The sequence below is a fragment of the Azohydromonas aeria genome, from assembly GCF_009760915.1.
Classification (GTDB): domain Bacteria; phylum Pseudomonadota; class Gammaproteobacteria; order Burkholderiales; family Burkholderiaceae_C; genus Azohydromonas; species Azohydromonas aeria.
This window is the reverse complement of the sequence record NZ_VIDQ01000051.1, coordinates 1-18,891: the sequence shown is the minus strand read 5'-3', so window position 1 is coordinate 18,891 and position 18,891 is coordinate 1. Positions and strand designations below refer to the sequence as shown.

Annotated in this window: 8 protein-coding genes; 6 read left to right on the top strand and 2 right to left on the bottom strand. The window is 72.8% G+C overall.

Going from position 1 to position 18,891, the window contains the following annotated elements; translation table 11 throughout:
* Positions 1-27 precede the first annotated feature (27 nt).
* Both FJ694_RS24255 and fliE read right to left on the bottom strand, forming a co-directional pair.
* The gene (locus tag FJ694_RS24255) at positions 28-10,146 is read right to left on the bottom strand and encodes an SPM autocatalytic domain-containing protein (RefSeq protein ID WP_157269897.1); all 10,119 of its coding nucleotides are present in this window, start codon (positions 10,144-10,146) and stop codon (positions 28-30) included.
* Positions 10,147-10,390: 244 nt separating this feature from the next.
* The gene (gene fliE / locus FJ694_RS24250) at positions 10,391-10,714 is read right to left on the bottom strand and encodes a flagellar hook-basal body complex protein FliE (protein ID WP_157269896.1); all 324 of its coding nucleotides are present in this window, start codon (positions 10,712-10,714) and stop codon (positions 10,391-10,393) included.
* A gap of 210 nt (positions 10,715-10,924) precedes the next feature.
* Between fliE and fliF the strand changes: the two genes are divergently transcribed.
* From fliF to FJ694_RS24220, 6 genes are all read left to right on the top strand, one after another.
* Positions 10,925-12,688, top strand: a complete 1,764-nt coding sequence (gene fliF, locus FJ694_RS24245) for a flagellar basal-body MS-ring/collar protein FliF (RefSeq protein ID WP_157269895.1) — start codon at positions 10,925-10,927, stop codon at positions 12,686-12,688.
* A gap of 42 nt (positions 12,689-12,730) precedes the next feature.
* Entirely contained in the window at positions 12,731-13,729 is a 999-nt protein-coding gene (gene fliG, locus FJ694_RS24240) for a flagellar motor switch protein FliG (RefSeq protein WP_157269894.1), read from the top strand.
* Positions 13,713-14,615: a FliH/SctL family protein gene (locus tag FJ694_RS24235; protein WP_157269893.1), complete on the top strand. Its 903-nt coding sequence runs from the start codon at positions 13,713-13,715 to the stop codon at positions 14,613-14,615. Before fliG ends, FJ694_RS24235 begins: the two co-directional genes overlap by 17 nt.
* Positions 14,612-16,036 carry a flagellar protein export ATPase FliI gene (gene fliI, locus FJ694_RS24230; RefSeq protein ID WP_157269892.1) on the top strand — a complete coding sequence of 475 codons (1,425 nt, stop codon included), beginning with the start codon at positions 14,612-14,614 and terminating at the stop codon, positions 16,034-16,036. Before FJ694_RS24235 ends, fliI begins: the two co-directional genes overlap by 4 nt.
* Before the next feature lie 209 nt (positions 16,037-16,245).
* Positions 16,246-16,716: a flagellar export protein FliJ gene (gene fliJ / locus FJ694_RS24225; protein ID WP_157269891.1), complete on the top strand. Its 471-nt coding sequence runs from the start codon at positions 16,246-16,248 to the stop codon at positions 16,714-16,716.
* A partial coding sequence (locus tag FJ694_RS24220; RefSeq protein WP_198320969.1) for a flagellar hook-length control protein FliK occupies positions 16,713-18,891 on the top strand: 2,179 nt, incomplete at its 3' end. The genes fliJ and FJ694_RS24220, both read left to right, overlap by 4 nt.

The window sequence follows — 18,891 nt, the reverse complement described above, 5'->3', positions numbered from 1 at the left end:
CGGGGGAGCCGCGCCGCATGCGCCGGATCAGATCAGCGGCAGGTGCTGCTGTTCCTGCTCTTGCTCCTTGAGCGGCAGTACCTGCGCCGTCAGCAGCGTGCCGGCCGCGGCCGGCACCACCGCAGCGGCCTCCGGCTGCGCCAGCACGCTGGCCGGGGCCTCGGCCAGCAGCTCGCCGGCACTGGGCACGGCAGCAGGCTGCTTGGCGAACCACACGTCGGCCACCGCGTGCTGCGTGCCGTCACTGCCCGTCCAGCTCGACACCAGCCCCAGCAGGTTGCCCTGGTCGGTGGCCGTGCCGGCCTGCGCGCGCAGGTCGATCGAGGCCACGCCATGCTGGGCCAGCGTCTGCAACTCGCCGGCGTCGGTCACGCCGTCATGGTTGGCGTCCACCCACAGGCGCAGGCGGTCCCAGTCCACGTCGAGGCTGCTGAGCAACCCGTCGCCGTTGCTGTCCGACAGCGCCATGGCGGCGTAGCCGTTGCCGGCACGCGTGCCGTCGGCGGCCTGGGTGGCGTCGCCGAACAGCTCGCGGCCGTCGTTGATGATGCCGTCGCCGTTGCGGTCCATCACCAGCAGGCCGTCACCCGCTCCGACCCAGCCCACCTGCACCTTGTGGCCCGTGGCCTCGATATCGAAGCTCACGCCATGGGCGGCGGACAAGGTCCGCACGCCGTTGCCGTCAAGATCCAGCACGATGGGCGACACCCCCGGCCGGGCAGCGATCTGGTCGGCCGTCATCGAGGCCACCTGCACCGACGTGAAGGCCGCGGACTGCTCCATGCTCAGCCCGGCGAGCTGCGCCGTGGTCAGGCCGTCGATGCCCGCCACGCTCAGCGCGGCGATCTGCTCGACGTTCAGTTGCGCGATCTCGGCCGTGGTGAAGGCCCCGATCTGGGCGCTGGTGAAGGCACCAACCTGCGCTGCAGTCAGGTCGTCGATCTGGGCGCTGGTGAGCGCCGTCACCTGGGCCACGCTCAGCGAGCGGATCACGGCGGTGGACAGCGCGCCCAGGTCCTCCGCCGAGAGCTGCGATATCTGCCCCGCAGTCAGGCCGGCCGCCTGGGCGCTGGTGAAGGCAGCGAACTGCGTTCCCGTCAGCGCGTCGAGCGTGGCCGTGGCCAGCCCGGCGATCTGCGCCGAGGTCAGTGCCCGGATCTGGTCCTGCGTGAGCAGCGCCAGATCGTCCGTGCCCAACGCGGTCAGGTGGTCCGTGCTCAGCGAGCGGATCAGCGCCGTGGACAGCCCCGGCACCTGGTCGGGTGTCAGCGCCGCAATCTCGGCGGTGCTGAAGGTGGCCAGCTGCGCGCTGCTGAAGGCATTGAGCTGCGCCACTGTCAGGTCGTCGACCTGCGTGCTGGTAAGCGCCTCGACCTGGGCCGTGGTCAGTGACCGCATCACCGTGGTGGAGAGCACGGCGAGGTCCTCGACTTCGAGGCTGGAGATCTGTGCCGTGCTCAGGCCCGCAGTCTGGGCGCTGGTCAGCAAGGCAAACTGCTCCACCGTCAGCGCATTGAGCAGGTTCGTGGCCAGCCCGGCGAGTTGCGTCGAGGTCAGCGCGCCAATCTGCGCCGCGGTCAGCTGCGGCAGGTCCTCGGTGCCCAGCGCCGACAGGTGGGCGGTGCTCAGGGAGCGGATCAGCGCCGTGGACAGCCCCGTGACCTGCTCGGCCGTCAGCGATGCGATCTCCGCGGTGCTGAAGGTAGCCAGCTGCGCACTGCTCAGCGCATTGAGCTGCTCGATGCCCAGGCTGTCCACCTGCGCACTGGTCAGTGCCTGCACCTGGTCAGTGCTCAGCGACTTCATCACCGCCGTGGACAGCGCTGCAAGGTCGGCGCTTTCCAGCGCGGAAACCTGCAGCGTGGTCAACCCTGCGGCCTGCGCGCTGGTGAGCACGCCGAACTGCTCCGCCGTCAACGCGTTGAGCGCAGCCGTCGTCAGGCCGGCAATCTGCGCCGAACGCAGCGCCCCCACCTGCTCCACCGAAAGCAGCGGCAAGTGACCGGTGCCCAAGGCCGACAGCAGATCCGTGCTCAGCGAGCGGATCAACGCCGTGGACAGGCCCTGGACCTGGCCTGCGGTGAGCGCCGCCATTTCCGCGGTGCTGAAGGTGGCCAACTGCGCGCTGCTGAAGGTGTTGAGCTGCTCCACGCTCAGGTCATCGACCTGCGTACTGGTGAGCGCCTGCACCTGGGCCGTCGTCAGCGACCTGAGAACCGCCGTGGACAGCGCCGCGAGGTCTGCAACCTCCAGCGCGGAAATCTGCCCCGTGGTCAGGCCTGCGGCCTGCGCGCTGGTGAGCATGCCGAACTGCTCCGCCGTCAGCGCGTTGAGCGTGGCCGTGCTCATGGCGGCGATCTGTGCCGAGCTCAACGCCCCGACCTGCGCCGCCGTGAGCAGCGGCAGATGGGCCGCACCCAGCGCGCCCAGGTGCTCCGAACTCAGCGAGCGGATCAGCGCCGTGGACAGCTGCGTGGCCTGCTCCGCCGTGAGCGCCGCCACTTCGGCGGTGGTGAACGTCGCGAATTGAGCACTGCTCATGGCATTGAGCTGCTCGATGCGCAGGTCATCAACCTGCGTGCTGGTCAGGGCTGCCACCTGGTCAGTGCTCAGCGACCGGATCACCGCCGTGGACAGCTCGGCCAGGTCCTCGACTTCCAGCCTGGAAATCTGGCCCGTGGTCAGGCCCGTGGCCTGCGCGCTGGTGAGCACGCCGAACTGCTCCGGCGTGAGCGCGTTGAGCAGTGTCGTGCTCAGCCCGGCGAGCTGCGCCGAGGTCAGCGCACCGACCTGCGCCGCGGTGAGCTGCGGCAGGTCGTCCGTGCCCAGCGCCGACAGCAGCGCCGTGGACAGCGAGCGGATCAGCGCCGTGGACAGCCCCGCGACCTGACCGGCCGACAGCGCCGCCATCTCGGCGGTGGTGAAGGTAGCGAGCTGCGCGCTGCTCATCGCGTTGAGCTGCTCCACGCTCATGTCGTCAACCTGCGCGCTGGTCAGCGCGGCCACCTGGTCGGTGCTCAGCGCCTTGATCACGGCGGTGGACAGCGCGGCGAGGTCGTCGGTGTCCATCCTGGAGATCTGCGCCGTGGTGAAGCCCGCAGCCTGCGCGCTGGTGAGCGCAGCGAACTGCTCCGGGGCCATGGCGTTGAAGTCCACCGTGGTCAGCGCGGCGAGCTGTGCCGTGGTCAGCGCGGCCACCTGGACAGGCGTGAGCTGGGCCATCTGACTGCTGGTCAGCGCATCGATCTGCGCCGTGGTCAGCGAGCGGATCACCGCTGCGGACAGCGCGCCCAGGTCGTCGGCCGCCAGCCGGGAGATCTGGGTCGTGGTCAGGCCCGCGGCCTGGTCGCTGGTGAGCACGCCGAACTGCTCCGGCGTCAGCGCATTGAGGTTCGCAGTGCTCAGCCCGGCGAGCTGCGCCGAGGTCAGCGCGCCGACCTGCGCCGCGGTGAGCTGCGGCAGGTCGTCCGTGCCCAGCGCCGACAGCAGCGCCGTGGACAGCGAGCGGATCAGCGCCGTGGACAGCCCCGCGACCTGACCGGCCGACAGCGCCGCCATCTCGGCGGTGGTGAAGGTAGCGAGCTGCGCGCTGCTCATCGCGTTGAGCTGCTCCACGCTCATGTCGTCAACCTGCGCGCTGGTCAGCGCGGCCACCTGGTCGGTGCTCAGCGCCTTGATCACGGCGGTGGACAGCGCGGCGAGGTCGTCGGTGTCCATCCTGGAGATCTGCGCCGTGGTGAAGCCCGCAGCCTGCGCGCTGGTGAGCGCGGCGAACTGCGCCGAGCCCATGGCGCTGAGGTCCAGCGTCGTCAGCGCGGAGAGCTGCGCCTGGGTCAGCGCGGCCACCTGGCCCGTGCTCAGGCAGGCCATCTGGTCACTGGTCAGCGCATCGAGCTGCGCCGTGGTCAGTGCCCGGATCACGGCGGTGGACAGCGCGGCGAGGTCGTCCGTGTCCAATCTGGAGAGTTGCGCCGTGGTGAAGCCTGCGACCTGCGTGCTGGTGAGCGCGGCAAAGCGGTCCGTACCCAGGGCATTGAGATCCTGGGTGGTCAGTGCGGCCAGCTGTGCCGTGGTCAGTGCCGTCACCTGCGCGACGGTGAGCTGACCCATGTGGGCGCTGGTCAGCGCATCGAGCTGCGCCGTGGTCAGCGACCGGATCACGGCCGTGGACAGCGCCACGACGTCATCGGATTCCAGTGCGGCAACCTGCGCCGTCGTCAGGCCCGCGGTCTGGGTACTGCCCAGTGCGGCGAACTGGCTGCTGCCCAGCGCGTTCAGGTGGGCGGTGCTCAGGCCGGCGATCTGCTGCGAGCTCAACGCCTGGAGCTGCTCCGACGTGAGCACCGGCAGGTCATCCGTGCCCAGCGCGGCGAGGTAGTCCGTGCTCAGCGAACGCACCAGCGCCGTGGACAGCTGCGCCACCTGGGCCGAGGTCAGTGCCGCCATCTCGCCAGTGGTGAAGGTGGCCAGCTGCGCCGTGGTCATGGCGTTGAGCTGCGCGGCCCGCAGGAACTCGACCTGCTGGCTGGTGAACGCACTGACCTGGGCCGTCGTCATGGCCCGGATCGCGTCCGTGGACAGCGCGGCCAGGTCGTTGCTGATCAGGGTGGACAGCTGCGACGTGGTCAGCCCGGCCACCTGCGCGGTGGTCAACGCGGCGAACTGCGCCGTGCTCAGCCCGTTGAGGGCATCGGAACTCATGCGCGACAGCTGCGCCGTGCTCAGCGCGAGCACCTGGCCCGGGGTCATTGCCTGGAGCTGGTCGGATCCCAGGGCATTGAGCTGCGCCGAGTTCAGGCCGGGCAACGCTGCGGTGGTCAGCGCCGCCACCTGCCGCGAGGACAGTTGCGCCACCTCATCGGAGGCGAAGGTGGCGAGCTGCGCGCTGCTGAGCGTTGCGACCTGCGCGGTTCCCAGGCCCTGGATCTGCACGCTGGTGAGCGCGGCCACCTGGGCCGTGGACAGCGTGGCGATCACGGCCGTGGACAGCGCGGCCAGGTCGCTGGTCTCCAGCGCGGCGAGCTGCTGCGTGGTCAGCCCGGCAGCCTGCGTGGGGGTCAGCACGGCGAACTGCGCGCTCGTGAGCGTGTTGAGGTCCTCGGTGCTCAGCCTGGAGAGCTGCGCCGTGCTCAGCGCCAGCACCTGAGCCGAACTCAGCGCCTGGAGCTGGTCGGAGCCCAGCGCGCCCAGCTGCGCGGAGTCCAGCCCGGCCAGCGCTGCGGTTGTCAGCGCCCTGACCTGGGCCACGCCCAGTGCCTCCACCTCGGCGGTGCTGAAGGTGGCGAGCTGCGCGCTGTTGAGCGCAGCCATCTGCGCCGTCGTCAGGTCATCGACCTGCACGCTGGTGAGCGCGGCCACCTGGGCCGTGGACAGCGCGGCGATCACGGCCGTGGACAGCGCGGCCAGGTCGCTGGTCTCCAGCGCGGCGAGCTGCTGCGTGGTCAGCCCGGCAGCCTGCGTGGGGGTCAGCACGGCGAACTGCGCGCTCGTGAGCGTGTTGAGGTCCTCGGTGCTCAGCCTGGAGAGCTGCGCCGTGCTCAGCGCCAGCACCTGAGCCGAACTCAGCGCCTGGAGCTGGTCGGAGCCCAGCGCGCCCAGCTGCGCGGAGTCCAGCCCGGCCAGCGCTGCGGTTGTCAGCGCCCTGACCTGGGCCACGCCCAGTGCCTCCACCTCGGCGGTGCTGAAGGTGGCGAGCTGCGCGCTGTTGAGCGCAGCCATCTGCGCCGTCGTCAGGTCATCGACCTGCACGCTGGTGAGCGCAGCCACCTGGGCCGTGCTCAGGACGCGGATCATGGCCGACGACAGCGTGACGAGGTCGTCGGTTTCCAGCTGGGCCATCTGGCCCGTGGTCATTGCGGCCACCTGGGCCGAGTTCAGCGCCGCGAACTGGGCCGTGGTCAGCGCATTGAGATCTTCCGTGGTCAGGCCGGCGATCTGGGCCGTGCCAAGCGCCGCGAGCTGGCGCGTGGTCAGCGCCGTGATCTGGTCGGAGCCCAGCGCCGCGAGCTGCGCCGTGGTCAGCGCGCCGATGGCCGCGGTGGTCAGCGCACGCAGATCGTCGGTCTCCAGCTTGGAGATCTGGCCGGTGCTCAGGGCCGCGACCTGCTCGGTGTTGAACCCGGCGAACGAGGCCGTGCCCAGCGCGTTGAGCACGTCCGTGGCGAGCTTGGACAGCAGCGTGCCGCCCAGCGCACTGATTTGCGCCGTGCTGAACACCTGGAACTGGTCGGAAGTCAGTGCCGCGAGCTGGTCCGAGCCCAGCCCGGCCAGCGTCGCGCTGCCCAGGGCCTTGAGCTGAGCCACGCTCAGCACCGCCACCTCGGCGGTGCTGAAGGTGGCGAGCTGCGCGCTGTTGAGCGCGGCCATCTGCGCCGTCGTCAGGTCATCGACCTGCACGCTGGTGAGCGCGGCCACCTGGGCCGTGCTCAGCGCCCGGATCATGGCGGTGGACAGGGCGCGCAGGTCGTCGGTTTCGAGCTGCGCGACCTGGCCCGTGGTCAGCGCGGCCACTTGCGCCGTGCCCAAGGCGGCGAACTGCGCCGTGCCCAGCGCGTTGAGGTCGTCCGTGGACAGCGCAGCCACCTGGGCGGTGCCCAGCGCGGCCACCTGGCGCGTGGTCAACGCAGCGAACTGGTCGGCATTGAGCGCATCAAGCTGCGCCGTGGTCAGCGAGGCGATGACGGTCGAGCTCAGCGCGCGCAGGTCGTCGGTCTCCAGCGTGGCCATCTGGCTCGTGCCCAGCGCCGCGGCCTGCGCGGTGCTCAGCGTGGCAAAGGCAGCCGTGGTCAGCGCGTTGAGGTCATCGCTGGACAACTTCGACAGCTGCAGCGTGGACAGCGCCTGGACCTGTGCCGTGGACAGGGCACGGAACTGGTCGCTGCCCAGGGCGCCGAGCTGGGCCGTGCTCAGCGCGGCGAGCACGGCGGTGCCCAGCGCCGCGGCCTGCGCGGAGCTCAGGGCGGCCATCTCGGCCGTGGTGAAGGTGGTGAGCTGGGCGCTGTTGAGCACCGCGATCTGCGCGGTGCTGAGTTCGCCGACCTGGACGCTGGTGAGCGCGGCCACCTGGGCGGCGGTCAGCGCCTTGATGCCGGCCGTGGTGAGGACGCGCAAGTCCTCGGTTTCGAGCTGGGCCAGCTGTGCCGTGGTCAGCGCCGACACCTGGGCCGAGTTCAGCACGGCGAACTGTCCCGTGCCCAGGGCGTTGAGATCACCCGTGCCCAGGCTGGCGACCTGGACCGCGTTGAGCGCGCTCACCTGACGCGTGGTCAGTGCAGCCATCTGGTCGGTATCCAGCGCTGCCAGCTGCGCCGTGCCCAGCGAGCGGATCACGGTCGTGGACAGGGCCTGGAGGTCTTCGATCTCCAGCTTGGAAAGCTGTGCCGTGGTCAGGCCCGCGGCTTGCGCCGAGCTCAGCACGGCGAACTGGGCGGTGCCCAGCGCATTGAGGCTGGCCGTGGCCAGGCCGCCAAGCTGCGTTGAGCTCAGTGCGGCGATCTGCGCGGTCTTGAGCGCGCCGAGCTGGTCGGCGTTGAGCGCGTTCAGGCGCGCGGCGTTCAGCCCGGCCAGCGCCGGTGCGGACAGTGCCGCGACCTGATCCGGGCTCAGTGCCGCCACTTCAGCGGTGGTGAAGGTGGCGAGCTGAGCGCTGCCGAGTGCGGCGACCTGCGCCGTGGTGAGGTCGTCGATCTGCACGCTGGTGAGCGCGGCCACCTGCGCCGTGCTCAGCGCCTTGATGGCGGCGGTGGACAGGCGCACCAGGTCCTCCACCTCCAGGCCAGCGATCTGCGCCGTGGTCAGGCCCAGCACCTGCGCCGTGCTCAGCAGGGCAAAGCGGTCATCGCCCAGGACGTTGAGATCGGCGGTACTCAGGCTGGCAATCTGGTCGGAGCTCAGCGCAGCGATCTGGCGCGTGGTCAGCGCCACCATCTGGTCGCTTTCCAGGGCACCGAGCTGCGCCGTGGTCAGCGAGCGGATCACGGCCGTGGACAGCGACTGCAGATCCTCCAGTTCCAGCTTGGCAAGCTGCCCGGCCGTCAGGCCCGCGGCCTGGGCCGTGGTCAGCACGGCGAACTGGGCCGTGGTCAGCGCGTTGAGGTCGTCCGTGGAGAGCCGGTTGAAATGCGTGGAACTCAGCGCGGCGATCTGCGCGGTGCGCAGCGCAGCGAGCTGCTCCGCGCCCAGCGCGCCCAGCTGGGCCGTGCCCAGTCCGGCCACCGCCGCCGTGGACAGCGCCGCCACCTGGGCCAGCGTCAGCGCGGCCATCTCGGCGGTGGTGAAGGTGGCCAGTTGTGCGCTGGTGAGCGCGGCCACCTGCGCGGTGCTCAGGTCGTCGATCTGGTCACTGGTGAGCGCGCCCACCTGCGCGGTGCTCAGGGCGCGGATTTCTGCCGTGGTCAGCGTGGCCAGGTCTTCCAGCTCCAGGTTGGCCACCTGCGCCGTGGTCAGGCCGGCGAGCTGTGCCGTGTTCAGCGCGGCGAACTGGGCGGCGTCCAGCGCGTTGAGGTCGCCCGTGGTCAGGCTGGCGATCTGGGCCGAAGTGAGCGCGGCCACCTGGCGCGTGGTCAGGGCAGCGATCTGGTTGGTGTCCAGCGCCGCGAGCTGCGCCGTGCTCAGCGCGCCGATCACGGCCGAGGACAGGGCCTTGAGGTCTTCGAGCTCCAGCTTGGAAAGCTGGGCCGGCGTGAGCCCGGCAGTCTGCGCAGTGCTCAGCACGGCAAACTGGGTCGCGGTCAGGGCGTTGAGGTCGTCGGTGCCCAGGCCGGCCAGCTGAGAGGAGCTCAGCATGGCGATCTGCGCCGTCTTGAGCGCGGCGAGCTGCTCCGCACCGAGCGCGCCCAACTGCGCCGTGCCCAGTCCGACCAGCGCCGCAGTGGACAGCGCCGCGGCCTGCGCCGCGCTCAGCGCGGCCATCTCGGCAATGCTGAAGGTGGCGATCTGTGCACTGGTGAGCGCAGCGATCTGTGCCGTGGTGAGGTCATCCACCTGGACGCTGGTGAGCGCGGCCACCTGCGCCGTGCTCAGCGCACGGATCTCCGCCGTGGTCAGCGTGGCCAGGTGCTCGACGTTGAGCCGGGAAATCTGGGTATTGGTCAGGCCCGCGAGCTGCGCCGAGTTCAGCGTGGCGAACTGGGCCGTGCTCAGCGCGTTGAGGTCGCCCGTGGTCAGGCTGGCGACGTGGGCCGAGGTCAGCGCCGCCACCTGCTGCGTGGTGAGCGCGCCCATCTGGTCGGAGTCCAGCGCGGCCAGCTGCACCGTGCTCAGCGAGCGGATGACGCCCGTGGACAGCGCCCGCAGATCCGGGGTTTCCAGCTTGGACAGCTGCACCGGCGTCAGGCCGGCGGCCTGCGCGGTGCTCAGCACGGCGAACTGGGCCGTGGTCAGCGCGTTGAGGTCGTCCGTGGACAGCCTGGAGATCTGCGTGGAGTTCAGTGCGGCGATCTGCGCGGTCTTGAGAGCGGCGAGCTGCTCGGCGCCCAGTGCCCCGAGCTGCAACGTGCCCAGCCCGGCCAGTGCCGCGGTGGACAGCGCCTGCACCTGCGCCACGCTCAGCGTGGCCATCTCGGCGGTGCTGAAGGTGGAGAGCTGCGCACCTGCGAGCGAGGCAACCTGGGCCGTGGTCAGCCCGGCGATCTGCGTGCTGTTGAGCGCGGCCGCCTGCGCGGTGCTGAACGCTCGAATGGCGGCAGGCGACAGGGCACGCAGGTCTTCAACCTCCATGCGTGCGACCTGCGTGGTGGTCAGCCCGGCAACCTGCGTGCTGCTCAGCGCGGCGAACTGCGCCGTGCTGAGCACGTTGAGGTCGCTGGTGGTCAGGCTGGCCAGCTGCGACGTCTTGAGCGCGGCGATCTGGCGGGTCGTCAGCGCGGCGAGCTGGTCCACGCTCAGCGCGTTGATCTGGGCCGTGCCCAGCATCGACAGGGCGCCAGTGGTCAGGCGACTGATGTCCTGCACCTCGATGGCGGCCACCTGGGCCGTGGTCAGCGACGCTGCTCCCACGGGGCTGATGGCCGCGACCTGCGCGGTGGTCAGCGCCGCGATCTTGTCCCCGGTGAACTGCGACCACTCCGCCGTCGTCAAGGCAGCGATGGTTGCCGTGGACAGCTGGGCGATCTGCGCCGGGGTCATCGAGGAGATGTTGGTGGCCATGGAAGGAAGTTCCTCAAGCAAGTGCTGCCGGCGGCCGTGTGCCATCGCAACCGATAAAGCAGGGATGCGCTGCGCTGGGCCACGACCGGCGACGCGCCGCCCCAGGGTCGGGCCGGCGTTCGATGTCGTTCACCCCTACTGCGGTAGGGGGGTTCTGCTACGTGTTATCGGCGCCAGAAAAGGCGACTTGAGAGGCTGCGGCGCGAGTTGTGAAAACTTCACGGCGCTGGCAATGGCCCGGGCGTCAGACCTGCATGCTCATGATGTCGGTGTAGGCCTGCACCAGGCGGTTGCGCACGGTGAGGGTGGCCTGGAAGCCGATCTGCGCCTTCTGCATCGCCACCATCGTTTCCTCGATGCTCACGGTGGGATTGCCGAGCTGCACCTGCTGCTGCAGCTCCCGGGCCTCGTTCTGGCTGGCGCTGACCGAGCGCAGCGCCTGGTCCATGGCCTGGGCGAAGCCGGCCCTGGCCACCGGGGCGGCGTCGCGCAGCGGCTGGCCGTTGGGCTGGAGCCCCGCGCGGGCCGCGGCCTGGTTGAAGTCGAAGGGTTTGAGCTTGAGTTCCATGGCGGTGCGGACGCCGCGGGCAGGTTGGACGCGGACGTGGTCCCCCGAGGCTGGAGGCGACTGTAGGCACGCCGCGATGGGCACGGTGGCGCGAAGTGGCCGGGCTTTGCGGCCTTCATCGGCCGATGGCGCCGGGACTTGAGGGCCAAGAATGCGCATCTTTGAAATGCCCTGCCCGGCGCCTTGCCGGGCCGATCCCGCCGCGCCGCCATGGACCAAGCCCTCGCCGCCCCCGTTGACCCGCAGCTGCCCGCAGCGCCCGCGTCGCCCGCCGGCCCGCTGGCGCGCCTGGCGGCGCTGCCGCCGCGCAACCGGCTGCTGCTGGGCGCCGGCGTGGCCGGGCTGCTGGCGGTGGTGGTGGCGCTGCTGCTGTGGGGCCGCGACCCCGACTACCGCGTGCTCTACGCCGGCCTGTCCGACAAGGACGGCGGCGCGGTGCTGGCGGCGCTGCAGCAGATGAACGTGCCCTACCGCCACGGCGAGGGCGGCGTGCTGCTGGTGCCCGCGGAGAAGGTGCCCGACGTGCGGCTGAAGCTGGCCTCGGCCGGGCTGCCCAAGGGCTCGATCGTGGGCTTCGAGCTCATGGACAACGCCCGCTTCGGGCAGACCCAGTTCCAGGAGCGCACCAACTTCCAGCGTGGGCTCGAAGGCGAGCTCACGCGCTCGATCATGTCGCTGGGCTCGGTGGAGTCGGCGCGCGTGCACCTGGCGCTGCCGCAGCAGACGGGGTTCTTTCGCGAGCAGCAAAAGCCCAGCGCCTCGGTGCTGGTGACGCTGCACCCGGGCCGCGCGCTGGACCGCACCCAGCTCGCCGGCATCGTGCACCTGGTGGCGTCGTCGGTGCCGGAGATGGACCCCAAGGCGGTGAGCATCCTCGACCACAGCGGCACGCTGCTCACCGGGCCCGAGGGCGCGGCCGGGCAGCAGCAGCCCGGGCTGGACGCGCAGCAGCTGGCCTACGTGCAGCAGGTCGAGCGCGGGCTGCAGCGCCGCGTGCTGGAGCTGCTGGAGCCGGTGGTCGGGCGCGACAACCTGCGCGCCACGGTGACGGCGGAGGTCGATTTCTCGCAGTCGGAGTCCACCGCCGAGTCGTTCCGCCCGAACCAGGGCAGCGAGCCCGCGGCGGTGCGCAGCCTGCACAGCGCCGAGGTCGGCCCCGGCGCGGCCAGCGCCCCGCCCGCCGGCGTGCCCGGCGCGCTGACCAACCAGCCGCCCGTGCCGCCCAGCGCGCCCGTCAACGGCGCCTCCGCCCCGCTGCAGCCCACGCAGGTGAACTCCGGCGGCGGAGCGCTGGGCAGCGGTGCCAAGCGCGAGAACGTCATCAACTACGAGGTGGACAAGACGGTGCGCGTGACGCGCAACGCCACCGGCAACATCAAGCGGCTCACCGCCGCGGTGGTGGTCAACCACCGCAGCGCCACCGACCCCAAGGGCAAGGTCAACAGCGTGCCGCTGTCCGACGAGGAGATCGACAAGCTCACGGCGCTGGTGCAGGAGAGCATCGGCTTCAGCAAGGATCGCGGCGACTCGGTCAAGGTGGTGAGCGCGCCGTTCCGCGCGCCGGCGGCCGACGGCGCCTCGGATCTGCCGCTGTGGCGCCAGCCCTGGCTGCTGGAGCTGGCGCGCACCTTCGGCATGCCCGTGGCGCTGGTGCTGGTGGCGCTGATGCTGCTGCTGGGCGTGGTGCGCCCGGCGCTGCGCCCGCCGAAGCCGCCCGAGCCCGCCCTGCCCCCGCCGGGCACGCAGCTCGACGCGGTGGTGGACGACACCGAGGCGCTGCCCGCGCCCGACGGCGACGCGGTGGCGGCCGACGCGGCCCAGGAAGGCGTGCCCGGCACGCTGATCCAGGCGCCGATGCTCATCGGCGAGAGCACCGACGCGCACACGATGGAGCAGCTGCGCAAGCTGGCCAAGGAGAACCCGGTGGTGGTGGCCAACATCCTGCGCAGCTGGTTCAACAAGGAATCCGCCTGACAACCCGATCGATGCGATCGACCCGAGCGAGCTGAAAGAGTCATGGACGAACAGGGCCTGGAAGACGCCGCGATCATGCTGATGACGCTGGGCGAGGAAGAGGCGGCCGAGGTGTTCAAGCACCTCGCGCCGAAGGAAGTGCAGCGCCTGGGCGAGACGCTCACGCGCATGAAGCCGGTGTCGCGCGACCGCCTGGCCGGCGTGATCGGGCGCTTCGCCGAGGAAGCCAACAACCACAGCCTGCTGGTGCCCGACACCGACGAGTACGTCAAGGGCGTGCTGCGCCGCGCGCTGGGCGAGGACAAGGCCAACCTGCTGATCGACCGGATCATGCAGTCCAGCGACATCACCGGCATCGAGAGCCTGAAGTGGATGGACGCGCCGTCGGTGGCGGAGCTGCTGCGCAACGAGCACCCGCAGATCGTCGCGGCGATCCTGGTGCACCTGGACTCCGACCAGGCCAGCGGCGTGCTCAAGTGCTTCCCCGACCGCCAGCGCAACGAGGTGCTGGTGCGCATCGCCACGCTCGACGGCATCCAGCCCAGCGCGCTCAAGGACCTCAACGAGGTCATGGGCCGCGTGCTCGCCGGCGGCGACCGCACCACGCGCAGCTCGAACCTCGGCGGCGTCAAGGCCGCCGCGGAGATCCTCAACATGCTCGGCGGCTCGGCCGAGACGGCGGTGCTGGACTACATCCGCGAGGCCGACACCGACCTGGCGCAGAAGATCATGGACAACATGTTCACCTTCGACGACCTGGTCAAGGTGGACGACCGCGGCATGCAGGCGCTGCTCAAGGAAGTGCAGACCTCCGAGCTGGTCGTGGCGCTCAAGGGCGCCTCGCCCGAGCTCAAGGACAAGATCTTCAGGAACATGTCCAGCCGCGGCGCCGAGGCGCTCAAGGAGGAGCTGGAGTCGCGCGGCCCGGTGCGGCTGTCCGAGGTCGAGGCGCAGCAGAAGGAGATGCTCAAGACGGTGCGCCGACTCGCCGACGAGGGCACGATCGTGCTGGGTGGTGGCGCGGATGACCAGTTCGTCTGACCGCCCCGCGCGCGCGGGCAGCCTGTACGCGCGCTTCATCCCGCGCGAGGAGCTGACCAGCTTCCAGGCCTGGATGCCGGGCAGCTTCGAGCCACCGAAACCCGTCGCGGCAACGCCGGTGGCCCCGCCCCCGCCGCCCGACATCCCGCCGGCCGTGCATGCCGCGGCGCTGGCGCAGGCGCGCGCCGAGGCGCTGGAGCAGGGCCGCGCCGAAGGCCAGCGCCAGGGCTACGAGGACGGCTACCGCGACGGGCTGGCGGCGCTGGAGAGCTTCAAGCAGCACCACGGCGCGCAGATGGCAGCCCAGGTGGGCGCGCTGCTGCAGTCCATCGACGCGCAGTTCGAGGCGCTGGAGGTGCCCATGGCGCAGTCGGTGGCCGCCACGGCCACGCGGCTGGCGCGCGCGGTGCTGCGCGCGGAACTCTCGACCCGGCCCGAAGTGGTCACGGAGGTGGCGCTGGAGGCGGTGGGCGCGATGCTGGCCGGCGCGCGCCAGCTGCGCGTGCTGGTACATCCCGAGGACGAGCCGCTGGTGCAGGCCGGCGCCGGCATGCAGGTCGAGGCGCGCGGCGGCCGCGTGCTGGCCAGCGCCGCGGTCTCGCGCGGCGGCTGCGTGGTGGAGTCCGAGCTCGGCCGCGTCGATGCTCGCATCGAGCAGCGCTGGGCCGTGGCGGCGCAGCTGCTGGGCCAGCCGCTGCCGTGGGAGGAACCGGCCGCGCCGGCAACCCCGGGCGCGACCGCGCCGGTGCGTGCCGCCGCGGCAGCGGCGCCGGTGTCGATGCCGCTGCCCGTGCAGGAGCCGGACATCGAGCTGGAGTTGCTGGCCGAGGACGTCGCGGTCGACGACGGCGCCCTGGCCGACATGGCCGGGGGCGCTGCGCCATGAGCGCCGAGTTCATCGCATCCACCCAGGCCGCGCGGCAGCGGCGCTGGGACCGCTTCCTGTCGCGGCTGCCCGATTTCGCCGACCAGCCCGTCCCGCTGGCGGCCGAGGGCACGCTCATGCGCGTCACGGGGCTGGTGCTGGAGGCCGCGGGGTTGCGGCTGCCGGTGGGCGCGGCCTGCGAGGTGCGCATGGGCCACGACGCGCCGGTGCAGGCCGAGGTGGTGGGCTTCAACGGCGACCGCGCCTTCCTGATGCCCACGGGCGAGCTGCACGGCCTGGCCAGCGGCGCGCGCGTGCTGCCGCGCCCGGCGCCGATCGCGGCGCCGCGGCTGGGCGAGGACGTGCATCCCTGGCGCCGCAGCGAGGACCGCGGGCTGCTGCTGCCCGTGGGCGAGTCGCTGCTGGGCCGCGTGGTGGACCCGCACGGCCAGCCCATGGACCGCCACGGCCCGCTGGCCCCCGGCGCGGTGGCGCCGCTGGCGCGCCGGCCGATCAACGCCATGGACCGCGCCCCGGTGCGCCAGCCGCTGGACACGGGCGTGCGCGCCATCAACACCATGCTCACGGTCGGGCGCGGGCAGCGCCTGGGCCTGTTCGCGGGCACCGGCGTGGGCAAGTCGGTGCTGCTGGGCATGATGGCGCGCTACACCCAGGCCGACGTGATCGTGGTGGGACTCATCGGCGAGCGCGGGCGCGAGGTGAAGGAATTCATCGAGGACATCCTGGGCGAGGAGGGCTTGAGCCGCTCGGTGGTGGTGGCCGCGCCGGCGGACGCGCCGCCGCTGGTGCGCATGCAGGGCGCCACCTACGCCACGGCCATCGCCGAGCACTTCCGTGACCAGGGGCGGCACGTGCTGCTGCTCATGGACAGCCTGACGCGCTACGCGCAGGCGCAGCGCGAGATCGCGCTGGCCATCGGCGAGCCGCCGGCCACCAAGGGCTACCCGCCGAGCTGCTTCACGAAGCTGCCGCAGCTCGTCGAGCGCAGCGGCAACGGGCTGCACGGCGTGGGCTCGATCACGGCGTTCTACACGGTGCTCAGCGAGGGCGACGACCAGCAGGACCCGATCGCCGACGCGGCGCGCGGCATCCTGGACGGGCACATCGTGCTGTCGCGCGAGCTCGCCGAGGGCGGGCACTACCCGGCCATCGACGTGGAGAAGTCGGTGTCGCGGGTGATGACGAGCGTGGCGGAGAAGCCGCACATCGACGCCGCGCGGCGCGCGCGCCAGCTGCTGGCGCGCTACGGCCGCGCGCGCGACCTGATCCAGCTCGGCGCCTACACCCCCGGCCACGACGCGGAGCTGGACCTGGCGGTGCGGCTGCACCCGCAGCTGATGCAGCTGCTGCAGCAGGGCATGCACGAGCACGCGCCGCTGGACCTGTGCAAGCGGCAGCTGGCGGCGCTGGTGGCGGGCTGAAACCGGCACCGCGCGTGCGAAAGCACCGCACTCCCCCGCCTTTTCCACGCATCACCCCAGCCCGCCGCGCCGGACACTGCCGGGATGCATGAACCCCCATTCCGCCCCGCGCCGCGCGAGGGTGCCGCCGTGAACGCCCCCGCACGGCCGCTCCGAAGGGGACGAGCCGTCCCGCCCGGCGGGACCGCGCGCAGCGCGAGGCTGCCCCAATGAGCGACCTGCGCAGCCTGCAGGTGCTGCTCGAACACGAGCAGCGCCGGCGCGACCAGGCGCTGGCCGTGCTGCGCCAGGCGCAGCAGCGGCTGCAGCAGGCCCAGGCGCAAGCCGAGCAGCTCGACGGCTACCGCGGCGAGTACCAGCAGCGCTGGAGCGCGCAGTTCAGCCGCGCCGCCACGGACATGGCGGTGCTGGGCTGCTACCAGAGCTTCGCCGAGCGGCTGCACCAGGCCGTGGACCAGCAGCAGCAGGCCAGCCGGCTGGCGCAGGCCCAGGTGGACCGCGCGCGCCAGGCGCTGCAGGCGCAGGAGCTGCGCGTGGCGGCGGTGGGAAAGCTCATCGAGCGCCGGCAGGCGCAGGCGCGCCTGGCCGAGGAGCGGCGCGACCAGAAACGCAATGACGAAGCCGCCAGCCGCGCCGCGGCCCGCGGCGCATGGAACCACCCCGGCGGAGCCCTGGGATGACGAACCCGATTGCCCACCCTCTCCTGGCCGCCAAGGCCACCTCGGCCACGGCCGCAGCCCGGCACGGCGGCGTCGGTGCCGCCGCGGCCGCCGCGGCCACCGGCCGCGCCGGTGCCCACGATTTCAGGCAGGCCCTGCACGCCGCCAGCCAGGCAGCGCAGGACGGCGCCGATCCGGGCCTGGACGCGGCCACGGCCGCGGCCGATCCCGCGGACGCAGCCGAGCGCCCCGATCACGCCCGGCCCGAAGACAAGGAGCCGATGGCGGACGCCGCCACGGCCACGGCGGCCGCCGTGCCGGCACCGGTACCGGTACCGGTGCCCGAAGCCATCACGCCCGCGCAGGACCTGGCGGCGCTGATGGCCGGATTCGCCGCCGCGCCGCAGGGCGAGGCCGTCGCCGGGACGCCGGCCGGCCAGGCGCCGGTCGGCGTGGACGCGCTGGACGCCGGCGCCACCGCGCCGGGGGCTGCCGGGCGCCGCTTCGGTGCCGCCGCCCCCCAGCGCAGCGACGATTTATTACCCGGCGCACCCGGCGCACCTGGCGCACCCGTGGTGGCCGGCGCGGCCCCGGACCTCCCGGCCCACCCGTCCCCCGGCGGCCTGGCGGCCTCCGGCCCGTCCGGGCGCGATGCGGCCGGGACCGTGGCGGCCACCGCAGCTACCGAAGCGACCCCGGCCGCGCAGCCGGCCCGCGAGGCGCAGGCCGGCGCGGCTGCCGTGTCCCGGCCCGAAGCCGCCAGCGACGCCCCGAACGGCATGGCCCGACTGCTTCGCACGGCGCAGGCCGGCGCGGCCGCAAGCGAGGCGCGCGGCCTTGCCGCGACGCCTGCCACCGTCTCTGCCGCCCGCGCGTCCGCGCAGGACACGGCGCCGGCCGCGCCGGCGCCCGGCGCCACGCTCACGGCCCAGGCCGCCACGGCATCAGCCCAGGCCACCCCGGCTGCAACCGCCACGGCGCCAGCCCAGGCGGTCCCGGCTGCCGCCGCCACGGCATCGGCCCAGGCGGTCCCGGCTGCCGCCACCACGGCGCCAGCCCAGGCCGTCCCGGCTGCCGCCACCACGGCGCCGACCCAGGCCGTCCCGGCTGCCACCACCACGGCGCCGGCCCAGGCCGTCCCGGCTGCCACCACCACGGCGCCGACCCAGGCCGTTCCGGCTGCTGCCAGCACGGCGCCGGTCCAGGCGGTCCCGGCTGCCGCCGCCACGGCACCGGCCGCAGTGCCGCGCCCGGCAGGCATGGCCGCCATGGCCGGCACGCCGGCACCGGGCGAACGCGGCGGCGCCAGGATCGCGGGCAAGCGCGAGACGCAGGCGTCGGAAGCGGCGGGCCCGGCCGCCACGGCGGACCGCGCCATGGCGCAGGGCCCCGCCATGCCGGGTTCGGTGCCGGCGGCCGTCAGCCGCCCGGTACAGGGCGCCGCAGGGCCACGGGCCACGGCGCCGGAGGAGCAGCCGGCGGCCGCGGCCGCCGGCACGGACCAGGCGGTGACGCCGCAGGCACCGGCACCGGCCGCCCCGGTAGCGCCGCCGGCCGCTCCGACCGTGCGGGCCGGCGGCCCGGCCGCGGGGCGCGCGGGTTCCGAGTCCCCGGCGCGCACGGCCGTCGAGCCTGGCGTGCGGAGCGTCGCCGGGGCTGGCGCGGTGTCCGGGCCTGGCCGCGACGGCGCGGCCGAGCGTGCCGGCGCCGGTACGGACCGGCCCGCGGCAGCAACGGCGGCGGCGAGCCTGCCGGCCGAAGCGCAGCCCGCGGCGGCAGCGCCGCTGCCTTCGGGCATGCCTTCGGTGGCGGCGCAGCCCGGTACGCCCACCGCCGCGGCGGCGCCGGCCGCTGCGCCGGCGGCCCCGTTCCAGGCGCAGCTGGCGGCGGCGCTGGCCTCGCCGGGATTCGCGCCGGCACTGGGTACGCAGCTGCGCATGCTGGTGCGCGAGGGCATCGGCCAGGCGCGGCTGGAGCTCAACCCGGTCGAGATGGGCCCGGTGTCGGTGAGCATCGAGCTCGACGGCCGCAGCGCGCACGTGGCATTCGGTGCCGACCTGGCCGCCACGCGCGCGGCGCTGCAGGACAGCCTGCCGACGCTGGCCGCGGCGCTGCGCGACAGCGGCTTCACGCTTTCCGGCGGCGGCGTGTCGGAGCGCCAGGCGGGTGGCGGCGGCAACGGCAACGGCAGCGACG

Bases quoted from the DNA above. Each gene is read 5' to 3' on its own strand.
- FJ694_RS24235 (WP_157269893.1), top strand. From the start codon at position 13,713: ATGACCAGTTCGTCTGACCGCCCCGCGCGCGCGGGCAGCCTGTACGCG.
- fliF (WP_157269895.1), top strand. From the start codon at position 10,925: ATGGACCAAGCCCTCGCCGCCCCCGTTGACCCGCAGCTGCCCGCAGCG.
- FJ694_RS24255 (WP_157269897.1), bottom strand. From the start codon at position 10,146: ATGGCCACCAACATCTCCTCGATGACCCCGGCGCAGATCGCCCAGCTG.
- fliJ (WP_157269891.1), top strand. From the start codon at position 16,246: ATGAGCGACCTGCGCAGCCTGCAGGTGCTGCTCGAACACGAGCAGCGC.
- fliI (WP_157269892.1), top strand. From the start codon at position 14,612: ATGAGCGCCGAGTTCATCGCATCCACCCAGGCCGCGCGGCAGCGGCGC.
- fliE (WP_157269896.1), bottom strand. From the start codon at position 10,714: ATGGAACTCAAGCTCAAACCCTTCGACTTCAACCAGGCCGCGGCCCGC.
- fliG (WP_157269894.1), top strand. From the start codon at position 12,731: ATGGACGAACAGGGCCTGGAAGACGCCGCGATCATGCTGATGACGCTG.